At 59.2% G+C, this 25,085-nt stretch carries 25 protein-coding genes and 1 tRNA gene; 11 read left to right on the plus strand and 15 right to left on the minus strand.

Annotation, left to right across the window (positions count from 1 at the left end):
* Positions 1–67 precede the first annotated feature (67 nt).
* The gene (gene rpmE, locus G5306_RS12360; protein ID WP_005340673.1) at positions 68–283 is read left to right on the plus strand and encodes a 50S ribosomal protein L31; all 216 of its coding nucleotides are present in this window, start codon (positions 68–70) and stop codon (positions 281–283) included.
* A gap of 100 nt (positions 284–383) precedes the next feature.
* On the opposite strand, the gene G5306_RS12365 is transcribed toward rpmE, so the two are convergent.
* Both G5306_RS12365 and G5306_RS12370 read right to left on the minus strand, forming a co-directional pair.
* Entirely contained in the window at positions 384–1,034 is a 651-nt protein-coding gene (locus G5306_RS12365; protein ID WP_268012668.1) for a chromophore lyase CpcT/CpeT, read from the minus strand.
* Between the two features lie 122 nt (positions 1,035–1,156).
* Positions 1,157–3,010, minus strand: coding sequence for a methyl-accepting chemotaxis protein (locus G5306_RS12370; RefSeq protein ID WP_421312922.1), 1,854 nt, complete (start codon positions 3,008–3,010; stop codon positions 1,157–1,159).
* Between the two features lie 146 nt (positions 3,011–3,156).
* On the opposite strand from G5306_RS12370, the gene rraA reads away from it, so the two are divergent.
* Positions 3,157–3,642 carry a ribonuclease E activity regulator RraA gene (gene rraA, locus G5306_RS12375; protein WP_005340678.1) on the plus strand — a complete coding sequence of 162 codons (486 nt, stop codon included), beginning with the start codon at positions 3,157–3,159 and terminating at the stop codon, positions 3,640–3,642.
* A gap of 270 nt (positions 3,643–3,912) precedes the next feature.
* On the opposite strand, the gene G5306_RS12380 is transcribed toward rraA, so the two are convergent.
* From G5306_RS12380 to G5306_RS12390, 3 genes are all read right to left on the minus strand, one after another.
* Positions 3,913–4,587: a 7-cyano-7-deazaguanine/7-aminomethyl-7-deazaguanine transporter gene (locus G5306_RS12380; protein WP_069555507.1), complete on the minus strand. Its 675-nt coding sequence runs from the start codon at positions 4,585–4,587 to the stop codon at positions 3,913–3,915.
* A gap of 159 nt (positions 4,588–4,746) precedes the next feature.
* Entirely contained in the window at positions 4,747–5,034 is a 288-nt protein-coding gene (locus G5306_RS12385; protein WP_164535815.1) for a DUF3630 family protein, read from the minus strand.
* 10 nt (positions 5,035–5,044) lie between these two features.
* Positions 5,045–6,472, minus strand: a complete 1,428-nt coding sequence (locus G5306_RS12390; RefSeq protein ID WP_421312923.1) for a protein adenylyltransferase SelO — start codon at positions 6,470–6,472, stop codon at positions 5,045–5,047.
* A gap of 105 nt (positions 6,473–6,577) precedes the next feature.
* Here G5306_RS12390 and G5306_RS12395 point away from each other — a divergent pair, with 105 nt between their 5' ends.
* A complete protein-coding gene (locus tag G5306_RS12395; RefSeq protein WP_139739754.1) occupies positions 6,578–6,880 on the plus strand; it encodes a c-type cytochrome in 303 nt (100 codons plus the stop codon).
* Positions 6,881–6,946: 66 nt separating this feature from the next.
* Here G5306_RS12395 and recQ read toward each other — a convergent pair whose 3' ends face one another.
* A complete protein-coding gene (recQ, locus tag G5306_RS12400) occupies positions 6,947–8,782 on the minus strand; it encodes an ATP-dependent DNA helicase RecQ (RefSeq protein WP_421312924.1) in 1,836 nt (611 codons plus the stop codon).
* Between the two features lie 133 nt (positions 8,783–8,915).
* Between recQ and G5306_RS12405 the strand changes: the two genes are divergently transcribed.
* The gene (locus G5306_RS12405) at positions 8,916–9,380 is read left to right on the plus strand and encodes a thioesterase family protein (RefSeq protein WP_042054246.1); all 465 of its coding nucleotides are present in this window, start codon (positions 8,916–8,918) and stop codon (positions 9,378–9,380) included.
* Between the two features lie 124 nt (positions 9,381–9,504).
* Positions 9,505–10,032 (plus strand): hypothetical protein, encoded by a 528-nt coding sequence (locus G5306_RS12410; RefSeq protein WP_005356927.1) that lies wholly within the window; start codon positions 9,505–9,507, stop codon positions 10,030–10,032.
* Positions 10,033–10,291: 259 nt separating this feature from the next.
* Here G5306_RS12410 and G5306_RS12415 read toward each other — a convergent pair.
* From G5306_RS12415 to G5306_RS12455, 9 genes are all read right to left on the minus strand, one after another.
* Positions 10,292–10,368 (minus strand) — tRNA-Pro (locus G5306_RS12415).
* A 155-nt stretch (positions 10,369–10,523) separates the two neighbouring features.
* The gene (locus tag G5306_RS12420; RefSeq protein ID WP_421312925.1) at positions 10,524–11,228 is read right to left on the minus strand and encodes an MOSC domain-containing protein; all 705 of its coding nucleotides are present in this window, start codon (positions 11,226–11,228) and stop codon (positions 10,524–10,526) included.
* 49 nt (positions 11,229–11,277) lie between these two features.
* Positions 11,278–12,123: an ABC transporter permease subunit gene (locus G5306_RS12425; RefSeq protein ID WP_374995764.1), complete on the minus strand. Its 846-nt coding sequence runs from the start codon at positions 12,121–12,123 to the stop codon at positions 11,278–11,280.
* Entirely contained in the window at positions 12,120–13,025 is a 906-nt protein-coding gene (locus tag G5306_RS12430; protein ID WP_421312926.1) for an ABC transporter permease subunit, read from the minus strand. Before G5306_RS12430 ends, G5306_RS12425 begins: the two co-directional genes overlap by 4 nt.
* Entirely contained in the window at positions 13,022–14,176 is a 1,155-nt protein-coding gene (gene potA, locus G5306_RS12435) for a polyamine ABC transporter ATP-binding protein (RefSeq protein ID WP_216952652.1), read from the minus strand. The genes G5306_RS12430 and potA overlap by 4 nt, the downstream gene beginning before the upstream one ends.
* 78 nt (positions 14,177–14,254) lie before the next feature.
* Entirely contained in the window at positions 14,255–15,340 is a 1,086-nt protein-coding gene (locus tag G5306_RS12440) for a polyamine ABC transporter substrate-binding protein (RefSeq protein ID WP_201937656.1), read from the minus strand.
* Between the two features lie 114 nt (positions 15,341–15,454).
* Positions 15,455–16,552: an extracellular solute-binding protein gene (locus tag G5306_RS12445; protein WP_201937706.1), complete on the minus strand. Its 1,098-nt coding sequence runs from the start codon at positions 16,550–16,552 to the stop codon at positions 15,455–15,457.
* Positions 16,553–16,606: 54 nt separating this feature from the next.
* Complete coding sequence (locus G5306_RS12450; RefSeq protein ID WP_216979719.1) at positions 16,607–17,968, minus strand: aspartate aminotransferase family protein; 1,362 nt, start codon at positions 17,966–17,968, stop codon at positions 16,607–16,609.
* Between the two features lie 294 nt (positions 17,969–18,262).
* Positions 18,263–19,594 carry a glutamine synthetase family protein gene (locus G5306_RS12455; RefSeq protein WP_005342613.1) on the minus strand — a complete coding sequence of 444 codons (1,332 nt, stop codon included), beginning with the start codon at positions 19,592–19,594 and terminating at the stop codon, positions 18,263–18,265.
* A gap of 467 nt (positions 19,595–20,061) precedes the next feature.
* Between G5306_RS12455 and G5306_RS12460 the strand changes: the two genes are divergently transcribed.
* From G5306_RS12460 to yegD, 6 genes are all read left to right on the plus strand, one after another.
* Positions 20,062–20,448 (plus strand): TraR/DksA family transcriptional regulator, encoded by a 387-nt coding sequence (locus tag G5306_RS12460; RefSeq protein WP_216952650.1) that lies wholly within the window; start codon positions 20,062–20,064, stop codon positions 20,446–20,448.
* A gap of 145 nt (positions 20,449–20,593) precedes the next feature.
* The gene (locus G5306_RS12465) at positions 20,594–21,451 is read left to right on the plus strand and encodes a hypothetical protein (RefSeq protein ID WP_216952649.1); all 858 of its coding nucleotides are present in this window, start codon (positions 20,594–20,596) and stop codon (positions 21,449–21,451) included.
* 62 nt (positions 21,452–21,513) lie between these two features.
* Positions 21,514–21,960 (plus strand): DUF962 domain-containing protein, encoded by a 447-nt coding sequence (locus tag G5306_RS12470; RefSeq protein WP_421312927.1) that lies wholly within the window; start codon positions 21,514–21,516, stop codon positions 21,958–21,960.
* A 27-nt stretch (positions 21,961–21,987) separates the two neighbouring features.
* Positions 21,988–22,482, plus strand: a complete 495-nt coding sequence (locus G5306_RS12475) for a CreA family protein (protein ID WP_236350595.1) — start codon at positions 21,988–21,990, stop codon at positions 22,480–22,482.
* Positions 22,483–22,556: 74 nt separating this feature from the next.
* Positions 22,557–23,546 carry a 2-hydroxyacid dehydrogenase gene (locus tag G5306_RS12480; RefSeq protein WP_005340720.1) on the plus strand — a complete coding sequence of 330 codons (990 nt, stop codon included), beginning with the start codon at positions 22,557–22,559 and terminating at the stop codon, positions 23,544–23,546.
* 92 nt (positions 23,547–23,638) lie between these two features.
* Entirely contained in the window at positions 23,639–25,000 is a 1,362-nt protein-coding gene (yegD, locus tag G5306_RS12485) for a molecular chaperone (RefSeq protein WP_064339148.1), read from the plus strand.
* The last annotated feature ends 85 nt before the right edge of the window (positions 25,001–25,085 follow it).

Consider the following 25,085-nt stretch of genomic DNA (forward strand, 5'->3'; position numbering starts at 1 on the left):
GTTCAACAATCGTGTGGTGTCCGACAAGAGATCGGATGGCGACACGGCCTATTAATTGAGGTTGTCCATGAAAGCTGGTATCCATCCTGACTACGTAGCCATCACCGCCAAGTGCTCTTGCGGTAACGTCATCAACACTTTCTCTACCATCGGTAAAGATCTGAACCTGGACGTGTGCTCCGAGTGCCACCCGTTCTACACCGGCAAGCAGAAAGAAGTTTCTAGCGGCGGCCGCGTAGACAAGTTCAACAAGCGTTTCGGTGCGATGACCACCAAGAAGTAATTTTACTTCTGAAGAATTCTGAAAAAGGCGCCCAATGGGCGCCTTTTTTACGATCCCTGTTTTTCATCCTTCATGTTCCCGCAGCCAGACGCACTCTCCCCTACTGGCCAAACCCTTTGGAACGACGTAAATAGACATACCCCTCACCCGGGCTACCCCAGCGCGGGCTCCCTGCGTTGTCATAGGCGCGATCCAGCAGTCTGACGCTGTCGGGGCCAATCCAGATATGCTGCACCAGCGTCGTGGCACCACCAAAATCGGTGGAGCAGTGGCCCACCCGGGTATGACCGGCATATTCGCCGGAGGGGGTGCGGGTCAGCCAGATCTCGCAACCGTGGCGCAAGGAGAGCTGCTGCGGGGTCAGACTGTCGAGCAGGGCGGGATCATGCCAGGCACCGGCAAAATCGGTGGCACGGGGCATGGTCAGTTCGGCCATCAGGATCCGCCCGTCAGGGGCGGGTGAGAAGCGATAGATGCGCTGGCGGAAAGGACGGACGGAGCGCAGACTCAGGTACTGCTCGGCATAGACCCAGCGATAGCCCTGATAGCCGGGCCAGATCTCCATCAGGCGCAGCTCGGCACTGGTAAAGCGGCTGTCGTAACTGGCCTGCTCCCGGCTCGTAAAGGCCCCGTTGAACCAGCTGAGTAGCGGCTCCATACCGGGCTTGAGTGGGGTATCCTGGGGCGCCGCCCCTGCCAACACCAGACAGGAACAGAGCAGCCCGAATACGGCCACCAGCAACTTTGCCATCGAATCCTTCCGAATCATCATAGTGGCGGCGATTATATGAGCGAATTTCCCCAATAACAGCCATTACGATCAAATCATTGCCACTCTGGTGCAAAAACCTCACAAGGATGCCAGTCCGCTCACTAAACCCGATATTTTGCCACCGCCTTGTTGAGCAGCTGGGCCTGCTCGTTGAGGCCCTCGCTGGATCTCGCATTTTCCTCCGCCATGATGCTCGACTCCTGGGCGATGTCGCGGATGTTGTTGACGTTGCGGTTCACCTCGTTGGCCACCAAACTCTGCTGTTCGATGGCGGCGGCAATCTGGGTGCTCATGTCCATGATGTTGGTAACATCCTGAGTGATCTGCCCCAGCAACTCCCCTGCAGTACTGGCCTGATCCGAGCTGCGGTTGCCCTGCTCGCGGCAGGTTGCCATCACCTCGACGATGCTGCCGGTCTGTTTCTGCAGCGAGCTGATGATGCCGGCAATCTCCTGGGTCGATTTCTGGGTACGGATGGCCAGATTACGCACCTCATCGGCCACCACCGCAAAGCCGCGCCCCTGATCCCCTGCCCGAGCTGCTTCGATGGCTGCGTTGAGGGCCAGCAGGTTGGTCTGCTCGGCAATACCACGGATCACGTCGAGCACGGAGCCGATGGTCTCGCTCTCTTTTTGCAGCTGGCTCACCTCGCGGGATGAACTCTCCAGATTACCCGCCAGCGAGCGGATCTGCTCGACAGTATTCTCGACCGCAGCCCGCCCCTCCATCGCCTTGTTGTTGGTCGCCTGCGCATTGTTGGCCGCCTGCTCTGTGTTGCGGGCGATCTCTTCGATGGTGGAGCCCATCTCGGTGGACGCGGTCGCCACCATATCGGTCTCCTGCAGCTGACGCGCCGCCCCTTCACTGGTGCGCTTGACGTTGGCCGAAAGGTGATCCGCCGCTTCGGTCAGGGTGTGCACGCTCTGCTTCACATCGCCGATCAGATCGCGAAACCCGCCCAGCATCACGTCGAGATTGCCTGCCAGCTGGGCCATTTCATCTGCCCCGCGCAGTTCTATCTTCAAGCGCAGGTCATTATCCTGACGAATGCGGTTGACGGTGTCATTCACCTGAGTAATGGGACGGTCGATGCTGCGCCCCAGCAACACGCTCATGATGCCGATCAGCACAACAATCATCCCGCCACAGACCAGCATCAGGCTGTTGAGGCGAGCGCTCTGCCGCTCCAGCTCAGCGACAATGTGCTGATCGACGGCGGCAAACCCCTGTTCGGTCTGATGCACCAGATCCCGCATCTGGTTACGCAGCCCTTCATCCTCTTTCAGCCCCAGTACCTGCATCCCCTGCACCAGCGCCACAAAGTCCTGCCGGTACTGCTTGCTGGCCTGCTCCAGCTTGCCGCGATCCGCCTCCGGCAAAGTGGCAAGGCTATCCTGAAAACTCTTGTGCAAGGTCTCGAAACGCTCCAGATACTGGATATCGGAGCGCAGCATGAAGTCTTTCTCCGCCCGTCTCAGCTGCAACATGGTGATGAGCAGCCCCTGCTGATCCAGCTGCTTGAGTCCATTCTCCACCTCATGCACCGCCGCCCTCAGCTTGCCATAGAGCCCCTCCTCCGGCCCCAGACCAATCTTCTGCTGCTGGGCCACCAGATCGTTGAAGGCTTTGCCATAACCGCTGATCTGCTGATCCAGTCTGGTCAGCTCCCCCTCGACAGCCGCCAGATTGTCATCGGTCACCAGCTCCCGATTGTGCTGGTGAAAATCTGACAGCCCCTGATTGAAGCGCTCGACGAAGGTCACATCCTTACGGATCAGAAAATCCTTCTCGGCCCGCCGCAGGTTGAGCATGGCGATCTCCAGCTGGTCGATATTGCGCTGGGCTTCGGTCAGGTGACGGTGCACCTGGCTGGAGTAGATAAACAGGCCGCTCAGTACCAGCATGGCAACGGCAACCAGCACGGTATTCAGGATCAACTTATGACGGATAAGCACGATGGACCTCTCGCAAACAGGCAGTGAACTGCATTGAGCTTATGCAGAAAAGCGGCGACAGGTGATCTGTGCAAGGAATATTCATTGAAATGCCACACCCACTCCTTATACTGGTTGCACCTGTTTCCAGCCGTGGATTTGACACTATGGAATACAATACTTCTGAACTGTGCGACATCTATCAGGACATGGTGGATGTGCTTGAACCCATGCTCTGCTCCTTCGGCGGCCGCGCCTCTTTCGGCGGCGTCATCACCACCGTCAAATGCTTCGAATCGAATGGTCTTATACGTGAACTCGTCAAAGAGAACGGACTGGGACGCGTCTTGCTGATCGATGGCGGTGGCTCCATGCGCCGAGCTCTGATCGACAGCGACATCGCCACAACAGCAGCAGAGAACGATTGGGAAGGGATTGTCTGCTACGGCTGCGTCCGCGAAGTCGATATTCTGGAAGATCTGGATATCGGCATTCAGGCACTGGCAGCCATTCCGGTCGGTGCCGACAGCAAGGATGTAGGGGAGACCGATCTGCCGGTCAACTTCGGTGGCGTGACCTTCCTGCCTGACGACCACCTCTACGCCGATACCACAGGGGTGATCCTCTCCCCCGAGGCACTCGATATCGAGTAAGCCGCAGGCAGAGTGACGACGGGAGCCTTGGCTCCCGTTTTTTATGCCTGCAACTTGCTGAAAAATGACAAAAAAAGAGGGCCAGATAAACTGGCCCTTAACTGGAAGCAATGTGAGCAATGTCGTGCCTTCACAAGAAGTCCATCACGTTGGAACGAATGAAGTCTTTCCCGGAAAACAAGTTAACAATAATCATTCTCATTTAACTAAGCAAGCGCTATTTGCAGAAAGTGCAAAAAAATTGACCACCGCGAAGGGTGGTCAATCTGGTCAGGCTTGCCGGGTGGCCGTTTGCAGGCTGGATAATCCGGCCTCGCCCACCAGCTTGCGGCTGAGGTAGCGCAACAAGACACCGTAGAGCGGCACGAACAAACCAAGGCTTATCAGCAACTTGAATACGTAATCGACGGTTGCGATCTCGACCCAGTGCTCTGCCATGAAAGGATCTGTGGTGCGCCAGAAGGCCACACTGAAGAAAGCGATGGTATCAACCAGATTACCGAACAGGGTGGAGGCCGCAGGTGCAATCCACCACTGCTTGAGCAGACGCAGGCGGTTGAACACCACCACATCCATGAACTGCCCTACCAGATAGGCCATAAAGCTGGCCAGCGCGATACGCGCTACGAACAGGTTGAACTCGGCCAGATGACCAACGCCCTGGAAACTCCCTTCGAAGAAGAGCACGGAGAGCACATAGGAGACCGCCAGCGCAGGAAGCATCACGGTCTGGATAATCTTGCGTGCCAGACCGGCACCGAAGATCCGCACCGTCAGGTCAGTGGCGAGGAAGATAAACGGGAAGCTGAACGCACCCCAAGTGGTGTGGAAGCCAAACACGGTGATCGGCAGCTGCACCAGATAGTTGCTGCTGGCAATGATCAGGATGTGGAACAACGACAGGCGAACGAGCGCCGTTTGGTACTGCGCAGGGGTCAGATTCATCTTGTGACCTTTTTGGTTAATGGGGTTAGGGAACCCATATCGCCACCATTGGCGATAATCGAGGGGCGAGATTATACGCCCCCAAACCGATAGTTCAATCTTTATGCGATTACGCTTGTCCAGGTTGGCCAGCGGCAGAGCTGGCCTTGTGGGCGATAGTCACGCCTTGTGCTGTCTGGCGAGCCAGAGCAGTGCCTCCCGATCCGCCGGGCGCACCGTCTCCAGCCAGCAGCCGCTGTAGTGTTCATACTCCAGCCGAAACTGGCTCCCTTCAAACTCCAGCAACCAGCTATGGCGGTCGGCCCCCGCATCCTGCTCGAGCGGCTGAAGCTCCCACTCTCGCAGCAAGGCCTGCGCCAACAGCGGAAACGAGTCCCACTCGAGCGCCGGACAATCAAGCGTCACCACGCCAGCTTCGCTATCTACCTGTTTGATTTGCCAACTCATTCCCTGTCTCTCAGCTGCTGCAGGAGAGCTCACCACCGCAATACCATGCCGGAGTCGGGGTGGCGAGATCCTCATATTCGGGTTGTTCATCATAGGGGCGCTGCAGGGCGGCGAACAGCCGCTCGAACGGCCGCATATCCCCTACGTCGGCGGCGTCTATCACCCGCTGGGCCAGCGCATTGCGCAGCACATACTTGGGATTGATGGCATCCATCTGCGCCTTGCGTACGGCATCCTCTCCGCCTTCGCGCATCAGCCGCGCCCGATAGCGTTCCAGCCACGCCTGCCAACCCTTTGGATCAGGCAATAGCGACAGCAGAGACGCAGGCCACGCCCCCTCTTGCGTTACCTCACCGAGACGACGAAAGAACAGGTGGTAATCCACCTTGTGGGCCGCCAGCAACCGGAACAGCTCGCGGAACAGAGCCGGGTCATCCTCCTCCCACACTGCCAGCCCGAGCTTGGCCCGCATCAACTCGGAGTAGTGCAACATCAGCTGCTGCTCGTACTGGGCCAACGCTGTAGCCAGCGCATCACCGTCTACATGGCCAGCCAGCGCCTGCGCCAGTTTTTGCAGATTCCAGTAACCGACCGCAGGCTGCTGATCCAGCGCGTAGCGGCCCGCCGGATCCGAGTGATTGCAGACAAAGTCCGGCACATAGGCATCGATAAAGCCGTAGGGGCCGTAATCCAGCGTCAGGCCGAGCAGCGACATGTTGTCGGTGTTCATCACCCCGTGACAGAAGCCCGCCGCCTGCCATTTGGCAATCAGGCGCGCGGTGCGGCGCACCACTTCGGCAAACAGTTCGGCACCACTCTCCAGTTCGGGGAAGTAGTGGCGCAGCAGATAGTCGATGAGATGCGGGATCTTCTCCCCCTGCCCGCTCCAGGCGAAATACTCGATATGACCGAAGCGCAGATGACTGGGGGCGGTGCGCAGCACGGTCGCTCCCGTCTCCACCTGCTCACGATAAACGGGCTCCTGACTCCCCACCAATACCAGCGCCCGCGTGGTCGGGATGCCGAGGGCATGGAGCGCTTCGGAGGCGAGATATTCGCGGATGCTGGAGCGCAGCACGGCGCGGCCGTCACCAAAACGGGAGAACGGGGTTTTACCCGCCCCCTTCAGGTGCAGATCCCAGCGCTGACCATCCGGCGCCTGCTGCTCACCCAGCAGCAGCGCCCGACCATCCCCGAGCCGGGGGCTGTAACCCCCGAACTGATGGCCCGCATAGACCTGAGCTACCGGCTGCATGCCTGGCAGCACTTTTCCCTCGCCACAACAGGCGATCCAGTCAGCCTCGCTGACGCCTCCCAGCCCCAACTCATCCAGCAAAGCCCGGTTGAGATGAAGCAACCGGGGTTGCTGCAGCGGCTGGGGGACCACGGGTTCACAGGCCCAGGGCAACTCGGTCGCAAAAGTGTTGATCAACTTCATGGTTGTGCCATTCGTCCCTGCGTATGCTCGTGTCACTCTTTATACTGCCGTCAGCCATGCTTGTGCTCACTGGCAACCATCATTTTTCAATTCAAGGAGAAGAAGATGCAAAAATGGGTATATGCCCTGCCCTTGCTGGCACTGGCGTGGGGTCATCAGGCCAAGGCTGCCGATATTGAAGCCGGCAAAGCCAAAGCGGCGGTCTGTGCCGCCTGTCACGGCGTGGAAGGCAAGGCGATGATCCCCAACTATCCCCATCTGGCGGGTCAGAATGCCGCCTATCTGGTGAAACAGTTGAAAGCGTTCAAGGATGGCACTCGCAAAGAGCCCTTGATGGACCCCTTCATGGCGCCGCTGACCGATGTGGATATCGACAATCTGGCGGCCTTCTACGCCAGCCTGAAATAACCTCGCGTCTGACCCAGGTTCTTCCGAGCCGTGCTTGCCGTGGTCGATTAGGCTGCCTAATCGACCCTACCGGCGGCAGTAATCGATGATCAGGTCCATAAAGGCTTCGCCGAAGCGTTCCAGTTTGCGGTGACCGACGCCGTTGATAGCCAGCATCTCGTCTTCGGTCATCGGCATCAGTTGAGCCATCTCCACCAGGGTCGCATCGTTGAACACCACGTAGGGCGGCACCTCTTCATCCTCAGCAATCTGCTTGCGCAGGCCGCGCAGCTCCTTGAACAACCGCCTGTCGTAGTTGGCGTTGTCGAGCAGACCGTTGCGCTTCTCCTTGCGGCTGGAGATGGGCTGCAGGCGGGGTACCGCCAGTTCCAGCTTCACATCGCCACGCAGTACCGGACGGGCCGCTTCGGTCAGCTGCAGCACCAAATTGCGGGTGATGTTCTGAGTCAGCAGCCCCTTGTGGATCAGCTGGCGGATCACGCTCATCCAGTATTCATGGCTCTGATCCTTGCCGATGCCGTAGGTCGAGAGCTTGTCGTGGCCGTGATCCTTGATGCGCTGGTTGAGGGAACCGCGCAGCACCTCCACCACATAGCCCACCCCGAAGTTCTGCCCCACCCGCCAAACGCAGGAGAGTGCTTTCTGGGCATCTTCGGTGCCGTCATAGCTCTTGGGCGGATCGAGACAGATATCGCAGTTGCCGCACGGCTTGTCGTTGTACTCGCCGAAGTAGTTGAGCAGCACCTGACGGCGGCAGGTCTGCGCTTCGGCAAATGCGGCCATCACGTTGAGCTTATACTGCTCCACCTGCAACTGCTGAGGATTCTCGATGTTGTCGAGCAGACGGCGCACCCGACCGATGTCGGCGGGATCGTAGAGCAGCAGCGCCTCGGCAGGAGTGCCATCGCGCCCGGCGCGACCGGTCTCCTGATAGTAGGATTCGATGTTCTTCGGGATGTCGTAGTGCACCACGAAGCGCACATTGGGCTTGTCGATGCCCATACCAAACGCCACCGTCGCCACCACTATCTCGATGTCATCCTTGAGGAAGGCATCCTGGGTCTGCTGGCGCTGCTCGAGCGGCAGCCCCGCATGATAGGGCGCGGCCTTGCAGCCGTGGCGGGATAGCCGCTCGGCCACCTCCTCCACCCGGTTGCGGCTGGAGCAGTAGACGATGCCGCAGTTGCCCTTTTGGCTCTGCACATAACGCAGCAGCTGCTCGGCCGCCTTGAACTTCTCCACCAGGCTGTAGCGGATATTGGGTCTGTCAAAGCTGGCGGTGTGGATAAAGGGATCGTTCAGCTCGAGGCGGTGCAGCATGTCGCTGCGGGTCGCCTCATCGGCGGTGGCGGTGAGCGCCACCACAGGCACCTGCGGGAACCACTGTTTTAGCCGCCCCAGCGCCGCATACTCAGGCCGGAAGTCGTGGCCCCACTGGGAAACGCAGTGCGCCTCGTCGATGGCGAACAGCCCGAGCGGCAGCTCGGCCAGCCGGTCCATAAACTCGTGCTGCAGCAAGCGCTCGGGGGAGACATAGACCAGCTTGATCTCGCCACGGCGCATGGCGGCGAAGTTCTGGATCATCTCCTCCCGGCTCAGGGCCGAGTTGATGTAGACCGCCGCCACGCCGTTGGCGCGCAGACTGTCGACCTGATCCTTCATCAGCGAAATAAGGGGAGAAACCACCACGCCGAGCCCGGGCCGCAGCAGTGCCGGGATCTGGTAGCAGAGCGACTTGCCGCCGCCAGTGGGCTTGAGCACCAGCGCATCGCGCCCCGCGACGATCTGCTCGATGATTTCGAGCTGACCCGGCCGAAACTGCTGATAGCCGAAGACCGCCTGCAGCAGGGCAAGCGGACTCTCTGGCTGAGGATCTGGCAGGGTTTCGGCAATCGCAGTCATGGGCTCTCCTTTGGGGTCGCCATTCTAAAGCAGCCGCCGCCCACAATAAACCTGCCATTGCGACTGTTAAGGAACTGTTGCAGACTGGCTGGAGTTTTTACTCGGCTTTGATGACAAGGATTGGGATCAGAGAATGAAACAGATGCTCAAGAAGATGGCGCTCAGTGGCATTGCCAACCTGTTTGCCGAGAAGATGCCCTTCAACAAGCTGATCGGCATGCAGGTGACCCACTACGACTTCGACAAGGTGGAACTGCGCATCAAGATGGACGACAAGCTGATCGGCAACCCTTTCCACAACATCCTGCACGGCGGCGTCACCGCCACACTGCTCGATGTGGCGGGCGGCATGATCGTCGCAGCCTCCTGCATCGACGAGCTGGAGGAGTTCTCCCCCAGCTATCTCAAGGAGCGCTTCGCCCGCCTAGGCACTATCGATCTGCGGGTGGATTACCTGCGCCCGGGACGCGGCAACGAGTTTATCGCCACCGCCCACATCATCCGGGCTGGCAGCAAGGTGGCCGTCGCCCGGATGGAGCTGCACAACGAAGAGGGCACCCACATCGCCTTCGGCACTGGTACCTATCTGGTGGGTTGAACCAAGTTAGTGCATAAAAACCACGCGGCTAATCTACTTTTAATCATTAGATTCCTTACCCCCTCTGGCCGAACAAGGTCCATACTGATAGTCGGGATTGTGTGCAGAGGGAGGATTGCAGGCGATGAGTGCGAAACTGGCCATCAAACCATCCAGAGCCTTGTTGACACAGCTCGAGTCCATGCTCGACGAGGTGCAGACACCCGAGTGTCGCCACTGGTTGGAACAGGAACTTGAGGGGTATTCTCTCTCCTCACCCCTGCCTTGGTATCGCATCGTTCCCTGTCGGCAACGCGGTCACTTTCTGGATCTGAAAACGGGAAAATATTTGACCTGTCATATCAACAGTCAAACGCTATGCCAACGCGATCTGGCCCAAATTCAGTTCATTTATGCCCGTGAACCCGCCGCCCACTATTTGCTGCAACGCAATTCCGGTATTGAACCCTGGCCAGAACAGCTGCTGGAAGATTATCAGGAGCAGTTGATCCCCGGCCATTTATGCCTGCAAGCCTGGCATGAGCCCGTTATTTCATTACGTGCACAACTGATGGAGGGAATAGAACATTTCATTAGTGAGTACCCCAAGCACGCGGCCTTGCTGCCTCAACACAGTTTCAAGGCTTTGCGGCATCAGCACTGGCATATCTGAGTAAGCGCCTGGCGCGCAAGGAGGGCACCATAGACAAGACCCATAGCGAGATTGCCACAATCTAGAGTGCCGGAGTCAGGATCAGACTCCACCGATGGGCCACCGAGCGGTGGCCCTTTTAATGTCTGTGGGCTTGCTTCGACCATGCATACATCAAGTCAGATCACTTGGCCAGGTGACAGGTCAGCAGCTAATGAAAAACCGAGTAACTGGAAGGAAAATGCAAAAAGGCCGCTCTATTGAGCGGCCTTTTCAAATTTGGTCGGTGTGAGAGGATTCGAACCTCCGACCCCTTCGTCCCGAACGAAGTGCGCTACCAAGCTGCGCTACACACCGATGTCTGCGGGACGGGAATTTACCGAAAGCCCAGACCTGACACAAGCCTTTTTTGCATTTTACAGGAAAAAAAGTGCTGTTCGCTCAACTATTCAACACTCTTTTCACCCGTTTACCGGACTGCAGCCAGCTGGTGACATTCCGGCAACCGGACGTCAGGCCAGGCGCAGGGATGCTGGCCCCAGCAGACGGCGCTGCCAGTCAGCCACAGTGCCATGCTCCAGCCAGTCGGCTGCATGCTGGCGCCAGTTGGGGGAGAGGGCCGGATTCTCCAGCAACATCAGCAGATCCGCCTCGTTGCGCACCTGATTGAACAGGATATCCGCCGTGCGCTTCACCGTCAGTTCGGGATAGGGTCTGTCTACCAGCTCCATGGCCGACTCCGGCGACACAATCCCCTCCTCCAGCACCCGCAGCAGCCAGCCACAACGGCCATTCAGTTGCATCACCTGCGACATCTGGCCATAGCCAAAGCGCTGGTTGAGCTTGAAACAGGGGGATCTCGGCTGGCTGATCTGGATCAGCGCCTCACCGAGCCGATAGACATCGCCGATGCAGGCTTGCGCCTCGGTCAGCCCGAGACCGGAGAGGTTCTCGCCAAAGGCGGCAGGTTGCCAGGCTGTACGTGGCGCAGGCAAGCCCAGCGCGGTTTGCCAGGTCTGCCACCAGAGATAGTGATCGGCCGGATAGTAGTGGAGCGCCCGATCCGGGCCACCGTGGTGGCGCGTGTCACACTGCTCATCCCCTTCCAGACCGGCAAAGGTACAGCGAACTGGTGCAGAGATCGGTTGCTTGTGAATGGCGCTGGTGAGGCCGGGCACCAGCTCGGTGCCACGACCACTGAAAAAGGAGATCCGCATACTCATCCTCCGGATTGACGAGAGTAGGCGGATCTTATCATCTGACGAGTCAGGCGACTGCCTGCATCTGGTTGCTCATGGCGATCTCGGCGCGACGGCGCTTCTCCGCCTTGGCCATCAGATACCAGCTGCCGAAGGTAAAGAGCGATACCGACAGCAGGATCAGGCTGGCCACCGCGTTGATCTCGGGTTTAACCCCGAGCCGCACCGCCGAGAAGACCTCCATCGGCAGGGTGGTGGAGCCCGGGCCGGAGACGAAGCTCGCCAGCACCAGATCATCCAGCGACAGGGCAAACGACATCATGCCGCCAGCCGCCAGCGAGGGGGCGATCATCGGGATAGTGATCAGGAAGAACACCTTCCACGGCTTGGCGCCAAGATCCATGGCCGCCTCCTCTATGGAGAGATCCAGCTCCCGCAACCGCGCCGACACAACGATGGCTACGTAGGCGGTACAGAAGGTAGTGTGCGCGATCCAGATGGTCAACATGCCCCGCTCGGCGGGCCATCCCACCAGCTGGGCCATCGCCACGAACAGCAGCAGCAGCGACAGACCGGTGATCACCTCGGGCATCACCAGCGGTGCCGTCACCATGCCACCGAACAGGGTTCGACCACGGAAGTGGGGAATTCGGGTCAGCACGAATGCCGCCACCGTCCCCAGCGCCACCGCGGCGATCGCGGTGTAAAAAGCGATCTCCAGCGAGCGGAACACGGATCCAATCAGCTGCTTGTTGTCGAGCAGGCCGAAGTACCACTTGAGCGACCAACCGCCCCACACCGTCACCAGCTTGGAGGCGTTGAAGGAGTAGATCACCATGATGATCATGGGCAGGTAGATAAACAGCAGCCCAAGCCAGAGCATCAGCTTGGCAAAACCGAAACGTCTCATCATGCCTTGCCCTCCAGCTCTTTGGCCTGGTTACGGTTGAAGAGGATGATCGGAATGATCAGCACCGCCAGCATCACCACCGCCAGTGCAGAGGCGACCGGCCAGTCGCGGTTGTTGAAGAACTCCTGCCATAGCACCTTACCGATCATCAGGGTCTCCGGGCCGCCCAGCATTTCCGGAATAACGAACTCCCCCACCACCGGAATAAACACCAGCATGCAGCCGGCGATAATGCCGTTTTTGGAGAGCGGCACAGTGATCTGCCAGAAACGGGTCAGGTTGCGGGCCCCCAGGTCGGAGGCCGCCTCCAGCAGGCTCTGATCGTGTTTGACCAGATTGGCGTAAAGCGGCAGCACCATGAAGGGCAGATAGGAGTAAACGATGCCGATATAGACCGCCAGGTTGGTATTGAGGATCTGCAGCGGTTCGTCAATCAGCCCGATCCCCAGCAAGACGCTGTTGAGCAGGCCGTTGTTACTGAGGATCCCCATCCACGCATAGACCCGGATCAGAATGGCGGTCCAGGTCGGCATCATGATCAGCAACAGCAGAACGGTCTGGGTCTCCTTGTTGGCCCGCGCAATGGAGTAGGCCATGGGATAACCGATCAGCAGGCAGAGAATGGTGCTGACCAGGGCCATCTTGAGGGAGCCCAGATAGGCTGCGATATAGAGCTCATCCTCCTGCAGCAGCAGGTAGTTCCCCATATTGAGCAGGATGGTGAGCTGATTGTCGGCCCAGCTCACCACGTCGGTGTAGGGCGGGATCGCCACATCCGCTTCCGCAAAACTGATCTTTACCACTATGACAAAGGGCAGCAGGAAGAAGAGGAACAGCCAGAAGAAGGGGATGCCGATCACCAGCCGGCGCCCTCCGCCCCGCTTCAGTCGTTGCAAGATCTTCATGATTGCAGCACCACGCCGCTGTCATCTTCCCAGTAGAGGAACACCTGGTCATCCCAGGTTGGCCGCTTGCCGTGGCGTTCGGCATTGGCGATGAAAGCCTGAACGATTTTGCCCGAGGGCAGCTGGATGTGGTACACCGAGTGTCCGCCCAGATAAGCGATGTCATAGACCTCGCCCTTGGTCCAGTTGAAGTCCGGATGCTCGATTTCGGCCGGCTTTTGCAGGCTCATCAGCAGCTTCTCCGGCCGCAGGGCGTAGGTCACCTTCTTGTTCTCGGCACGGGAGCTGATCCCGTGGCCCACATAGATGGGCTGCTCCAGATCGGCACAGGCGATGATGGCGTGGTCCTGCTCATCCTCCACCAGCAGGCCGTCGAACAGGTTGACGTTGCCGATGAACTCGCACACCAGCCGACTGGCCGGGGTTTCGTAGATATCCATCGGGCTACCGATCTGCTCGATACAACCGTGATGCATGATGGCGATCCGCTCCGCCATGGTCATGGCCTCTTCTTGATCGTGGGTCACCATGACACAGGTAACCCCGACCCGCTCGATGATCTCCACCAGCTCCAGCTGCATCTTGGAGCGCAGCTTCTTGTCGAGCGCCCCCATCGGCTCATCAAGCAGCAGCAACTTGGGACGTTTCGCCAGCGAACGGGCCAGCGCTACCCGCTGGCGCTGGCCACCGGAGAGCTGGTGCGGCTTGCGACGGGCATACTGGGTCATCTGTACCAGCTTGAGCATCTCTTCGACACGGGCGTCGATCTCGGCCTTGGGCAGGCCATCCTGCTTGAGACCGAAAGCAATATTCTGTGCCACCGTCATATGGGGAAACAGGGCGTAGGACTGGAACATCATGTTGATGGGGCGTTCATAGGGGGGCATATCGGTGATATCCACCCCGTCGAGGAACAGACGCCCTTCGGTCGGGCGCTCGAACCCGGCCAGCATCCGCAGCAAGGTCGATTTACCGGAACCGGATCCTCCCAGCAGGGCGAAGATCTCCCCCTTGTGAATATTCAGGGAAACATTATCGACCGCCAGGGTTTCATCGAACTGCTTGCTAACCCTGTCTATTTTTACCAGCACTTCTTTGCGTTGCTGGCTGCCCTCAAGGGCTTTCTTGTAGGCACTGGAGGCTATCGCCATTACCAAACTCCCTAACGTGATACTGGCCTCACGGCCAATCCATAAAAGCGATTTGGCGCCCCAGAGCGGGCACCAAGGTCAGGTACCGGACTTGATCTTGCTCCAACTCCGGGTGATTTGACGCTGTACCGCGCGGGAATGTGCCTCCTGCACATAGAGCCGCTCCAGCACAGCCTGAGGCGGATAAACCCCCTCATCATTGCGCACCGTCTCATCCATGAACTCGCCAGCCTTGGCATTGGGGTTCGCATAGCCCACATAATTGCTGACCTTGGCGATCACCTCGGGCTGCAGAACATAGTTGATGAGAGCATGTGCCTCTTTGACATTGGTGGCATCAGACGGGATCGCCATCATGTCGAACCAGAGATTGCCCCCCTCTTTAGGAATGCTGTAGGCAATCTTCACCCCCTTGCCGGCCTCGTCGGCACGGGCTGCCGCCTGCAAGATGTCGCCGGAAAAGCCCGCTGCCACACAGATATCGCCGTTGGCGAGATCACCTATGTATTTGGAGGAGTGGAAGTAGGCCACATAGGGGCGCACCTTGAGCAACTGCGCCTCGGCGCGCTTGATATCGGCCGCGTCCTGGCTGTTGGGGTTCAGTCCAAGGTAGTTGAGGGCAGCCGGGATCATCTCGTCTGCCGAGTCGAGGAAGGCGACGCCGCAACGGGAGAGCTTCTCCATGTTTTCCGGCTCGAAGATGGCCGCCCAGGAGTCGATCTTGTCGACCCCCAGCACCGCCTTGATTTTGTCGACGTTGTAGCCGATGCCGTTGGTTCCCCACAGATAGGGCACCGCGTACTGATGGCCCGGATCCACCTTCTCGAGCTGCTTGAGCAGCACGGGATCCAGGTTGGCCAGATTGGGCAGCAAGCTCTTGTCCAGCTTCTGGAAAGCCCCCGCCTTGATCTGCTTGGAGAGGAAATTATTTGAGGGCACCACCAGATCGTAACCGGTCCGTCCGGTCAGCAACTTGCCTTCCAGGGTTTCGTTGGAGTCAAATACGTCATAGACGGTCTTGATCCCGGTCTCCTGCTGGAAATCGCTGAGGGTGGTCTCGCCGATATAGTCAGACCAGTTGTAGAAATGGAGCACAGGGGCTGCCTGGACTGCATTCGCCAATCCCATGGTCAGCGCTATGGTTAGCAATCTGGTTGTATTCACGGTGTCAGTTCTCCTGTTCAGTGGTTGACCGTCTGCGCATCCATTCGCGCGGCCCATCCGGATGGATGGCATCACTACCCTCCCGGCCGAACTGCGGACCGGGAGGGGTATTCGTTACTTACCGGACTTGATCTTGGTCCAGCTGCGGGTCATCAGACGCTGCACCTTGGCCGGCAGATCTGGGAAGGTGTAGATCTTCTGCAAGGTTGCAGAGTCCGGATAAACCCCCGGATCGGTACGGATCGCCTCGTCAACCAGCGGGGTCGCAGCCTTGTTGCCGTTAGGCGCCTGCACCTGATTGGTGATGTTGGCGATCACGTCGGGCTTCATCAGATAGTTGATGAAGGTGTGGGCCGCCTCGACGTTCTTGGCATCCGCCGGGATGGCGATCATGTCAAAGAAGCTGCCTGCCCCCTCTTTCGGAATGGTGTAGGTAAGTGCCACGCCATTTTTGGCTTCCGCCGCCCGCGCCTTGGACTGCTGCAAATCCATGGAGTAACCGACAGCAACACACAAGTTGCCGTTGGCCAGATCCGAGATGTACTTGGAGGAGTGGAAATAGGCGGTATAGGGACGAATGGAGAGGAACAGCTCCTCGGCCTTCTTCAGCTCGTCCGGCTTCTGGCTATCCGGTTTGAAGCCCAGATATTGCAGGGCGGCCGGTAACATTTCGGTCGGCGAGTCGAGGAAGGAGACGCCGCACTCCTTCAGCTTGGCCATGTTCTCCGGCTTGAACACCAGATCCCAGGAGTTGAGCGGCGCATCGGCCCCCAGTACGGCCTTCACCTTCTCGGCATTGTAGGCATAACCGATGGTGCCCCACAGATAGGGGATGGAGTACTGGTTGCCCGGATCGCTCGGGTCGAGCGCCTTGAGCAGGTCGGTATCCATATTTTGCCAGTTGGAGAGCTTGGACTTGTCCAGCTTCTGGAACACGCCAGCCCTGATCTGTTTGGCCAGGAAGGGGTTGGACGGCACCACGATGTCGTAGCCGGATTTACCAGCCAGCAACTTGGCTTCCAGTACCTCGTTGCTGTCAAACACGTCATAAACCACCTTGATGCCCGTCTCCTTCTGGAAGTTTTCCAGGGTATCCGGGGCGATATAGTCGCTCCAGTTGTAGACGTGCAACACCTTCTCTTCAGCCATTGCTCCGGCACTTGCCATGACCAGAGCCACAGAGGCAGCGATCACTCCCGTTTTGAAAGACATCATCCTTGTCTCCTAAGCAAATTGTATGCGCATGCCAACCTGCCCGGCCGCACCTCAACCCTTCAGCTTGGCGGCTGTCAGATCCAGACTGAGCCTGGCTAGCTTGACCAATTCATCAACCTGTTCCTCGGTGATCACCAAGGGGGGCGATATGATCATGGTATCGCCTACCGCCCTCATCACCAAGCCATTGTTAAAACAGAATTCCCGGCAAGTCATCCCGGCATTGGCATGGGCCGGGAAACGCCGGTTGGTCTGCTTGTCCTGGACGATTTCCAGGGCTGCGACCAGCCCGCGGCCACGGGTTTCACCCACCAGCGGGTGGTCAGCCAGCTCTGCCCAGCGGCGCTGCAAATAGGGGCCGATGGTATCATGCACTCGCTTAACTATGCTCTCCTTTTGCATAAGCTGGATATTGGCCACCGCCACCGCGCAAGAGACCGGATGGCCCGAGTAGGTGAAGCCGTGGTTGAACTCGCCCCCCTCTTCCACCAGCCCCTTGGCAACCCGGTCACTCACCATCACAGCGCCGAGCGGCAGATAACCGGAGGTAATCCCCTTGGCCAGACACATCAGATCCGGCTTGATGCCAAACCCTTCGCTGGCAAACCAGTGGCCGGTACGGCCAAAGCCGCAGATCACCTCGTCGGCTATCAGCAAAATGCCGTAGTGATCGCAGATGCGCTGGATCTCCGGCCAGTAGCTGTCAGGCGGAATGATGACACCGCCCGCCCCCTGGATCGGCTCGCCGATAAAGGCGGCCACCTTCTCCACCCCCAGCTCCAGAATCTTCTGCTCCAGCTGACGGGCCCGCTCCAGCCCGAACTCGTGGGCACTCATCCCCTGCCCCTCACCGAAGTGGTAGGGCTGGTCGATGTGCACTATGCCGGGAATGGGCAGACCACCCTGGGCATGCATCCCTTTCATGCCACCCAGACTCGCCCCCGCCACGGTGGAGCCGTGATAGGCGTTGTGGCGGCTGATGATCACCTGTTTTTCCGGTTGCCCCTTGCTGGCCCAGTAGTGGCGCACCATCCGCAGCACGGTGTCGTTGCACTCGGAGCCGGAGCCGGTAAAGAAGACATGGTTGAGATGGGATGGCGTCACTTCGGCCAGCAGGGTGGCCAGCTCGATCACCGGCGGGTGCGCGGTCTGGAAGAAGAGGTTGTAGTAGGGCAACTGCTGCATCTGACGGGTGGCGGCATCCACCAGCTCCTGCCGACCATAGCCCATATTGACGCACCAGAGCCCCGCCATGCCGTCCAGAATGCGCTTGCCTTCGGAGTCTTCCAGATAGACGCCACTGGCTTTGGTGATGATACGGCTGCCCTTCTTGTTCAGAGCCTGAAAGTCGGTAAAGGGGTGCAGGTGGTGGCTGGCATCCTGCTGCTGCCACTCACGGGTAGTCTGTTGCATTGTTAGCTCCTCGGTTCCTTCGATTTAGCTGGTTCTGTTCGTCAATCATCAGGAAGGCTGCCACTCCCGCAATCACCGCCACTTTCGCGTGGACTGCGGCACGGCCTGCTCCTCACATCCTTCAATTCGAGCCAAAAACTGTTATCAACCATGCAACCAGAGCGGTGGCGAGCCAACTTCCGCTCACAACCATCCGCAGGCGGAGGCACTCCTCCATCCCGTATTACCGGTTACAGGCAGGGGAGGCAGCCTGCCTCCCCGATTCGGACGATGCGTGGCCGGCACGCATCCGGGTCAGACGTTCAGCAGCAGGAACTCTCGCTCCCAGCGGCTGATCACCCCGAAGTAGGTCTCGTACTCTTTGCGTTTGACCGCGACAAAGGCGCGTGTAAAGCGCTCCCCCAACATCTCCTTGATGGGCTCGCACTGTTCGAGATGGCTGAGCGCCTCCTCCAGCGAGCGGGGCAGACTGTAGGGCAGGTCGTAGGCGCTGGATTTCATCTCCTGCATGGGCTCCAGCTTCTCCATCATGCCGAGATAGCCGCACGCCAGGGTGGCGGCCAGCGCCAGATAGGGGTTGGCATCGGCACCGGCGAAGCGGTTCTCCACCCGGCGGGCACTCGGGTCGGAGAAGGGTACCCGCAGACCACAGGTGCGGTTCTCGACACCCCACTGGACGTTGCGTGGCGCGCTCTCACCGAAGGTGAGGCGGCGGTAGGAGTTGACATTGGGAGCCAGCAGGGCTGTCACCGCCGGGGTGTACTTCTGCAGACCTGCGATGAAATGCATGAAGAGTTCGGAGTTGCCGCCATCCGGGGTGCCGAACAGATTTCGACCGTTCATATCCTCCAGACTCTGGTGGATGTGCATGGCGGAGCCCGGCTCGTTGCTCATCGGCTTGGCCATAAAGGTGGCGTAGATGCCGTGGCGATGGGCCGCCTCACGCATGGTGCGCTTGAAAAGGAACACCTGATCCGCCAGATCGATGGCATCCCCGTGCAGGAAGTTGATCTCCATCTGGGCAGCACCGGACTCGTGGATCAGGGTATCCACCTCCAGCTCCTGCGCTTCGCAGTAGTCATACATGTCTTCGAAGATGGGATCGAACTCGTTGACCGCATCGATACTGAAGGACTGGCGAGCTGTCTCGGGACGGCCGTTGCGCCCTACCGGCGGCATCAGCGGATAGTCGGGGTCTTCGTTGCGGGTGACCAGATAAAACTCCAGCTCGGGCGCCACCACCGGCTTCCAGCCCTGAGCCTCGTAAAATGACAGAACCCGACGCAGTACGGAGCGAGGTGCAATGTCGATCAGCTTGCCGTTGACGTCGTAACAGTCATGGATAACCTGAGCGGTAGGTTCCAGCGCCCAAGGGACGAAACGGATGGTGTTGGGGTCAGGATAGAGCTGCATGTCCCGCTCCAGCGGATCGATCATGCTGTCGTCATCCGGATATTCGCCGGTCACTGTCTGGGTGAAGATCACCTCGGGCAGACGCATGCCCCCTTCTCGCAAAAACTTGTTGGCTGGGATGATCTTGCCCCGGGCGTTGCCGGTGAAATCAGGGAAGAGACACTCCACTTCCGTGATGCGATTGCTCTCCATCCAGCCCTTGATACTGTCCATGTTAAACCCCGACTCTACGGTTGCCATTGGCAAGGGTGTCTAATATATGGAACACCCTTGTTATCAAATTGTAATCAACACCACCATAAAAGCCCGCTATCAGGGGTAATGTCAAGCAGTGGTGTTTAAAAAACTATAAATAACGGCGCATATAATGACCAAGTCGGCACCAAATACTAAACACTCGTGGTCTCGCCTCTCCCCAGTGCAAAGCCGGTGCCAACCGGCCAAAACCAGATGTCAGATCCCGTCAGATCAGCCGCTAAAGGGGCCATTTTTTTGCAAAGGCGCACAATCCCTGTCCTATTTGCTTTGCTTGGCTGCTTTTTTTTGGTACAAGGCCCGCCCTGATTTGCACTCTCTTGCATGAAAACGGTGCAAATCAGACGAGAAGGGCTTGGTCTGCAGGCAGACAGCCCCCATAAACAGGGATAATTGGGTTAGTAAACTGACTGGTAGTAAATCGTATGTGTGATTTCATGACTGAAGACCAACTGGCCTTTTACAAGGGGCAGATCGAGCGGCAGATCGCCGAGCTCGAAGAGCGCCTGAACTCCCAGGCCAGCCAGGCCATCGCCACCGACACCAACGAGATGGCCGATGAAATTGACCGTGCCAGTATCGAGGAAGCCCGCCGTCTGGAGCTGAACCGCATCGAGCACGACAAGCTGCACCTGCGCAAGCTGAGGGGCGCATTGAAGCGAATGAACGATGGAGATTTCGGTTACTGTGAATCTTGTGGTGACGAGATCTCTCTCAAGCGGCTGCAAGCTCGTCCAGAGTCCCGTTTCTGCGTCGAATGCCAGAGCACCAAGGAATTTAACGATACCCACGTGTTCCGCCGCGTCGCCTGATTCTTCGAAGAACCGTCACCATTCAGGTGCAACAGACGCCAGCAAGGCTGGGCCCGCGCTCAACCTTGCACAACGCCTCGCAGCAAGATGGTGACAAGTTCTGTTAGACTCCGGACACCTTCCGGAATCTACAGGAGAATAGAGAGTGAAATGGCTCATCAAACTGTGTTTGTGCCTGCCACTGCTGGCACAAGCACAGGTTCTGACGGTCAAGGTTCCCAGCCGTCCCGTCAACAATCTTGATCAGGAGTACCAGCTCAAACTGCTGGAACTGGCCCTGACCCGCTCCGGACAACCCTTTCGCATCCAGCCTGTCGAACTCGACCTCAACCAGTTCACCCTTCAGCAGCAGCTGAGCAAGGGCAAGACCATCAACGTCTTCTGGATGGGTACCTCCAGCGCACTCGAATCCTCCCTGATTGCCGTCCCCATTCCGCTGTTTCGCGGACTGGAAGGATTGCGGCTGTCGTTCATCCACGCGGATGCCCAAGAGAAGTTCAACCAGATCAATACCCTGGCCGACCTCAAACAGCTGAAGGCGGCGCAAGGGGTCGGTTGGGCCGATAACAAAATTCTGGAAAATGCGGGCATCCCGACCTTCTCCGGCCGCTACAGCAGCTTGTTTCGCCTTATCAACGACGGCGACAAGATCGACTTCTTCCCGCGCGCCCTGGTAGAGATCTTCGCCGAGCGCAGCGAGCTGGTGGCGCAGTATCCCAACCTCGCCATCGAGCAACATCTGCTGATCCGCTACCCCTTCGCCCAGTTCTTCTTCGTCAGCCCCGAATACCCCAAGCTGGCCAAGGCGATTCAGACCGGGCTGGAGCGGGCCTATGCCGATGGCAGCTTTATGAAGTTCTTCCATGACAACCCCAAGATCCGCGAAGCACTGGCCAGCGCCAACCTCGATCAGCGGGTCACCATCGCCCTGCCCAATCCGGACATGACCCCGTTGCTAAAATCCATTCCGGCCCAATATTGGGATTATCCACCACAGGGATAAGCATCCCGAGCGCCTGACCATGAGGGTCAGGCCGCGAGAACACAGTGCGCCAGGGAGGAGCCATGAAGGGAATCCAGGAGTGGTTTGTGGAGTACGGCCAGAGCCATCGCCATCCGGTCAACGTCGCCATCCACAAACTGGCGGTGCCGGGCATCTATCTCTGCTCGCTGGCGCTGCTCTGGTGTCTGCCGCTCGGGCCCTTGCCAGAGCCCCTCAACTGGGCGGCAGTGGCGGCCATTCCGGTGCTGCTGTTCTATCTGCAACTGTCGTTTTCGCTGTTCGCGGGGATGGCGGTGCTGACCGCGCTCGGGCTGGCCTTCTGCCACCAGTGGCAGGGGCCGCTGCTGTGGCCCGCGGTGGCGGCGTTCGTGATTCTCTGGATAGCCCAGTTTGTCGGCCACAAGATCGAGGGCAAACGCCCCTCCTTCCTCGCCGACCTGCAATTTCTGCTGATAGGCCCCGCCTGGGTGCTTGCCAGCCTCTATCGTCGCCTGGGCATTCCCTATTGAAGGGGTGCCGGGCCAACAGGAGAGACCATGACACATAACCACACGCGACATAATGCCCTGCGCCGCGCCCTGCCCCTGCTGCTGGGGGTCCTGTTTGCCGGCCCGGCACTGGCCGACAAGGCCGACCCGGTCGGTGAAGTGAGCACAGCCTTCAAGCTGTTTGGCCCCAACCACAAGATCCTGGTGGAGGCGTTCGACGACCCGCGCATCGACGGCGTCGCCTGCTATCTGGCGCGCCCCAAGACCGGTGGTGTAAAAGGCGGGCTGGGCCTGGCGGAAGATCCCTCCCACGCCTCCCTGTCGTGCCACCAGATCGGCCCCATCACCCTGCCCGAAAAGCTGAAAGCGGGGGAAGAGGTGTTCGATGTCAGCACCTCGCTGGTGTTCAAGGAGCAGAAAGTGGTGCGTTTTTACGACAAGAAACGCAATGCACTGGTTTACCTGACCTACAGCACCAAACTGGTGGATGGTTCGTACAAAAGTGCAGTCAGCGCCGTTCCCATCATGCCGTGGGGACAATAACCAGCCGGTTTGTCCGGTGATAGCTGACCCATTTTGTTGTAATTTGACGACACACACGCTGCGGAGCACATACCATGAAAGTCGCCGTATTCAGTACCAAGAGCTATGACAAAGAGCATTTCAACCAGGCCAACAGCCAGTACGGCTTCGACCTGGAGTTTTTCGATGTGCGGCTGGAGGCCAAAACGGCCCGACTGGCTCACGGCTTCCCGGTGGTGTGTCTGTTCGTCAATGACGATGCCGACCGCGAGGTATTGACCGAACTGGCTGCCAACGGCACCCAGGTGATTGCCCTGCGCTGCGCCGGTTACAACAACGTGGATCTGGCCGCCGCCAAAGAGCTGGGGCTGAAAGTGGTGCGGGTGCCCGCCTACTCCCCCGAGGCGACCGCAGAACACGCGGTCGGCATGATGATGTGCCTCAACCGCCGCATCCATAAGGCTTATCAGCGCACCCGCGACGCCAACTTCTCGCTGGAAGGGCTGGTCGGCTTCAACATGCATGGCAAGACCGTTGGCGTCATCGGCACCGGCAAGATCGGTCTGGCCGCCCTGCGCATCCTCAAGGGCTTCGGGGTTCGCCTGCTGGTCAACGATCCTTACCAGAATCCGGCAGCCATCGAGCTGGGAGCCGAGTACGTGGATCTGGATACCCTGTTCCGCCAATCCGATATCATCAGCCTGCACTGCCCGCTGTTCAAAGAGAACTACCATCTGTTGAACAAGGAGGCATTTGCCAAGATGAAGGACGGGGTAATGATCATCAACACCAGCCGTGGCGGCCTGCTCGACTCCAACGCTGCCATCGAGGCACTCAAGACCTCCCGTATCGGCGCGCTGGGGCTGGACGTCTACGAAGAGGAAGAGGATCTCTTCTTCTCCGACAAGTCCAACGAGGTGATCACCGATGACGTGTTCCGCCGCCTGTCCGCCTGCCACAACGTGCTGTTCACCGGCCATCAGGCATTCCTGACCCGTGAGGCGCTGCACGCCATCGCCGATACCACCCTCGGCAATATCCGCGCCATCGAGAGCCAGGGCCGCTGCGACAACGAAGTGGAATAAGGGCTCGCCCTCTCTTCGTCACGCGCCGGGTTGTGAGACCCGGCGCCTTCGGGTAGGCTAGCCCCCCTTTTTTATTCAGGAGTCTGGCGCCCATGTTTATCGGATTTGATTACGGCACCTCCAACTGTGCCGTGGCCGTGATGGAACAAGGTAGCCCCAGGCTGCTGAATCTTGGTGCATCCCGCTACCTCCCCTCCACCCTGCATGCCCCCCACCGGGATGCCATCGCCGGTCTGTTGGCCGAAGGGCTGGCACCCGCCCAGCAGGCGGAGTACCTCAAGTTGCGTGGCCCCGTGGTCACCCGCGCCCAGATGGTTCGCCGCCAGATGCGCGAAGAGGGACTGATCGACGAGCTGAGCTTTGGTGGCGCTGCACTGGAGCGCTATCTGGAAGAGCCGGACGACGGCTACTACATCAAGTCGCCGAAATCCTTCCTCGGTGCCTATGGCCTCAAGGCCCCCCAGATCGCCCTGTTTGAAGACATCGTCTGCGCCATGATGCTCCATGTCCGCCAGCAGGCTGAACAACAGCTCGGTGCACCGATCCGCCAGGCGGTGATCGGCCGTCCGGTCAACTTCCAGGGTCTGGCGGGGGAAGAGAGCAACCAGCAAGCTATCGCCATCCTGACCGAGGCGGCCCGTCTGGCCGGTTTCGAGCAGGTGGAGTTCCTCTATGAACCGGTGGCCGCCGGGTTTGAATTCGAGGCGCGCCTAACCGAAGACGCCGTGGTGCTGGTGGTGGATATCGGTGGCGGTACCACCGACTGCTCCATGCTGCGGATGGGTCCCAGCTACCGCGATCAGCTGGATCGCAGCGGCGATCTGCTCGGCCACAGCGGCCAGCGGATCGGCGGCAACGACTTCGATATCCGCCTGACGGTGGAGGGGATGATGCCGCTGCTCGGCATGCACGAGACCCTCAAGACCGGCAAGCCGCTGCCCCACCCGCTGTTCTGGGATGCGGCCGCCATCAACGACGTCAGCGCCCAGAGCCGCTTCTATAGCCTCGACACCGCCCGCCAGCTGCAGGATCTGCAGCTCGACAGCCAGCCCGGCAGCAAGCTGGGACGTCTGGCCAGCCTGCGGGCCCACAAGCTGAGCCACCAGCTGGTGTGGCGTGCCGAGCAGGGCAAGATCGCCCTCTCGGAGCAGGAACTCAATCGCCAGTCGCTGGCCGAGCTGGAAAAAGGGCTGGAAGCGGAGCTGACCCGCGAACAGCTGGCCAACGCTTCGGCCCTGCTGCTGGAGAAGATTGGCGAGCTAATGGACGAAGCGATTGCCGCCGCCGGTGTGCAGCCGGATCGCATCTTCGTCACCGGCGGTAGCGCCCGCTCGCCGCTGATCGCCAGCTTTATCCGCCAGAAGCTCCCGTCCATCCCGCTTGAGGGTGGCGATGACTTCGGCTCGGTGGCCGCGGGTCTTGCCCGTTATGCCGAGCGGCTGTTCGCCAACTGAGCCCTGAGGGCGCGTAAATCGATGGCAACATCACCCGTGTGTTGCCATTAAGCGACAGTCGTGCGGGACAAGGGGCGACAGAAGC

Source organism: Aeromonas sp. 603404 (assembly GCF_049171775.1).
GTDB classification, from domain to species: domain Bacteria; phylum Pseudomonadota; class Gammaproteobacteria; order Enterobacterales; family Aeromonadaceae; genus Aeromonas; species Aeromonas veronii_A.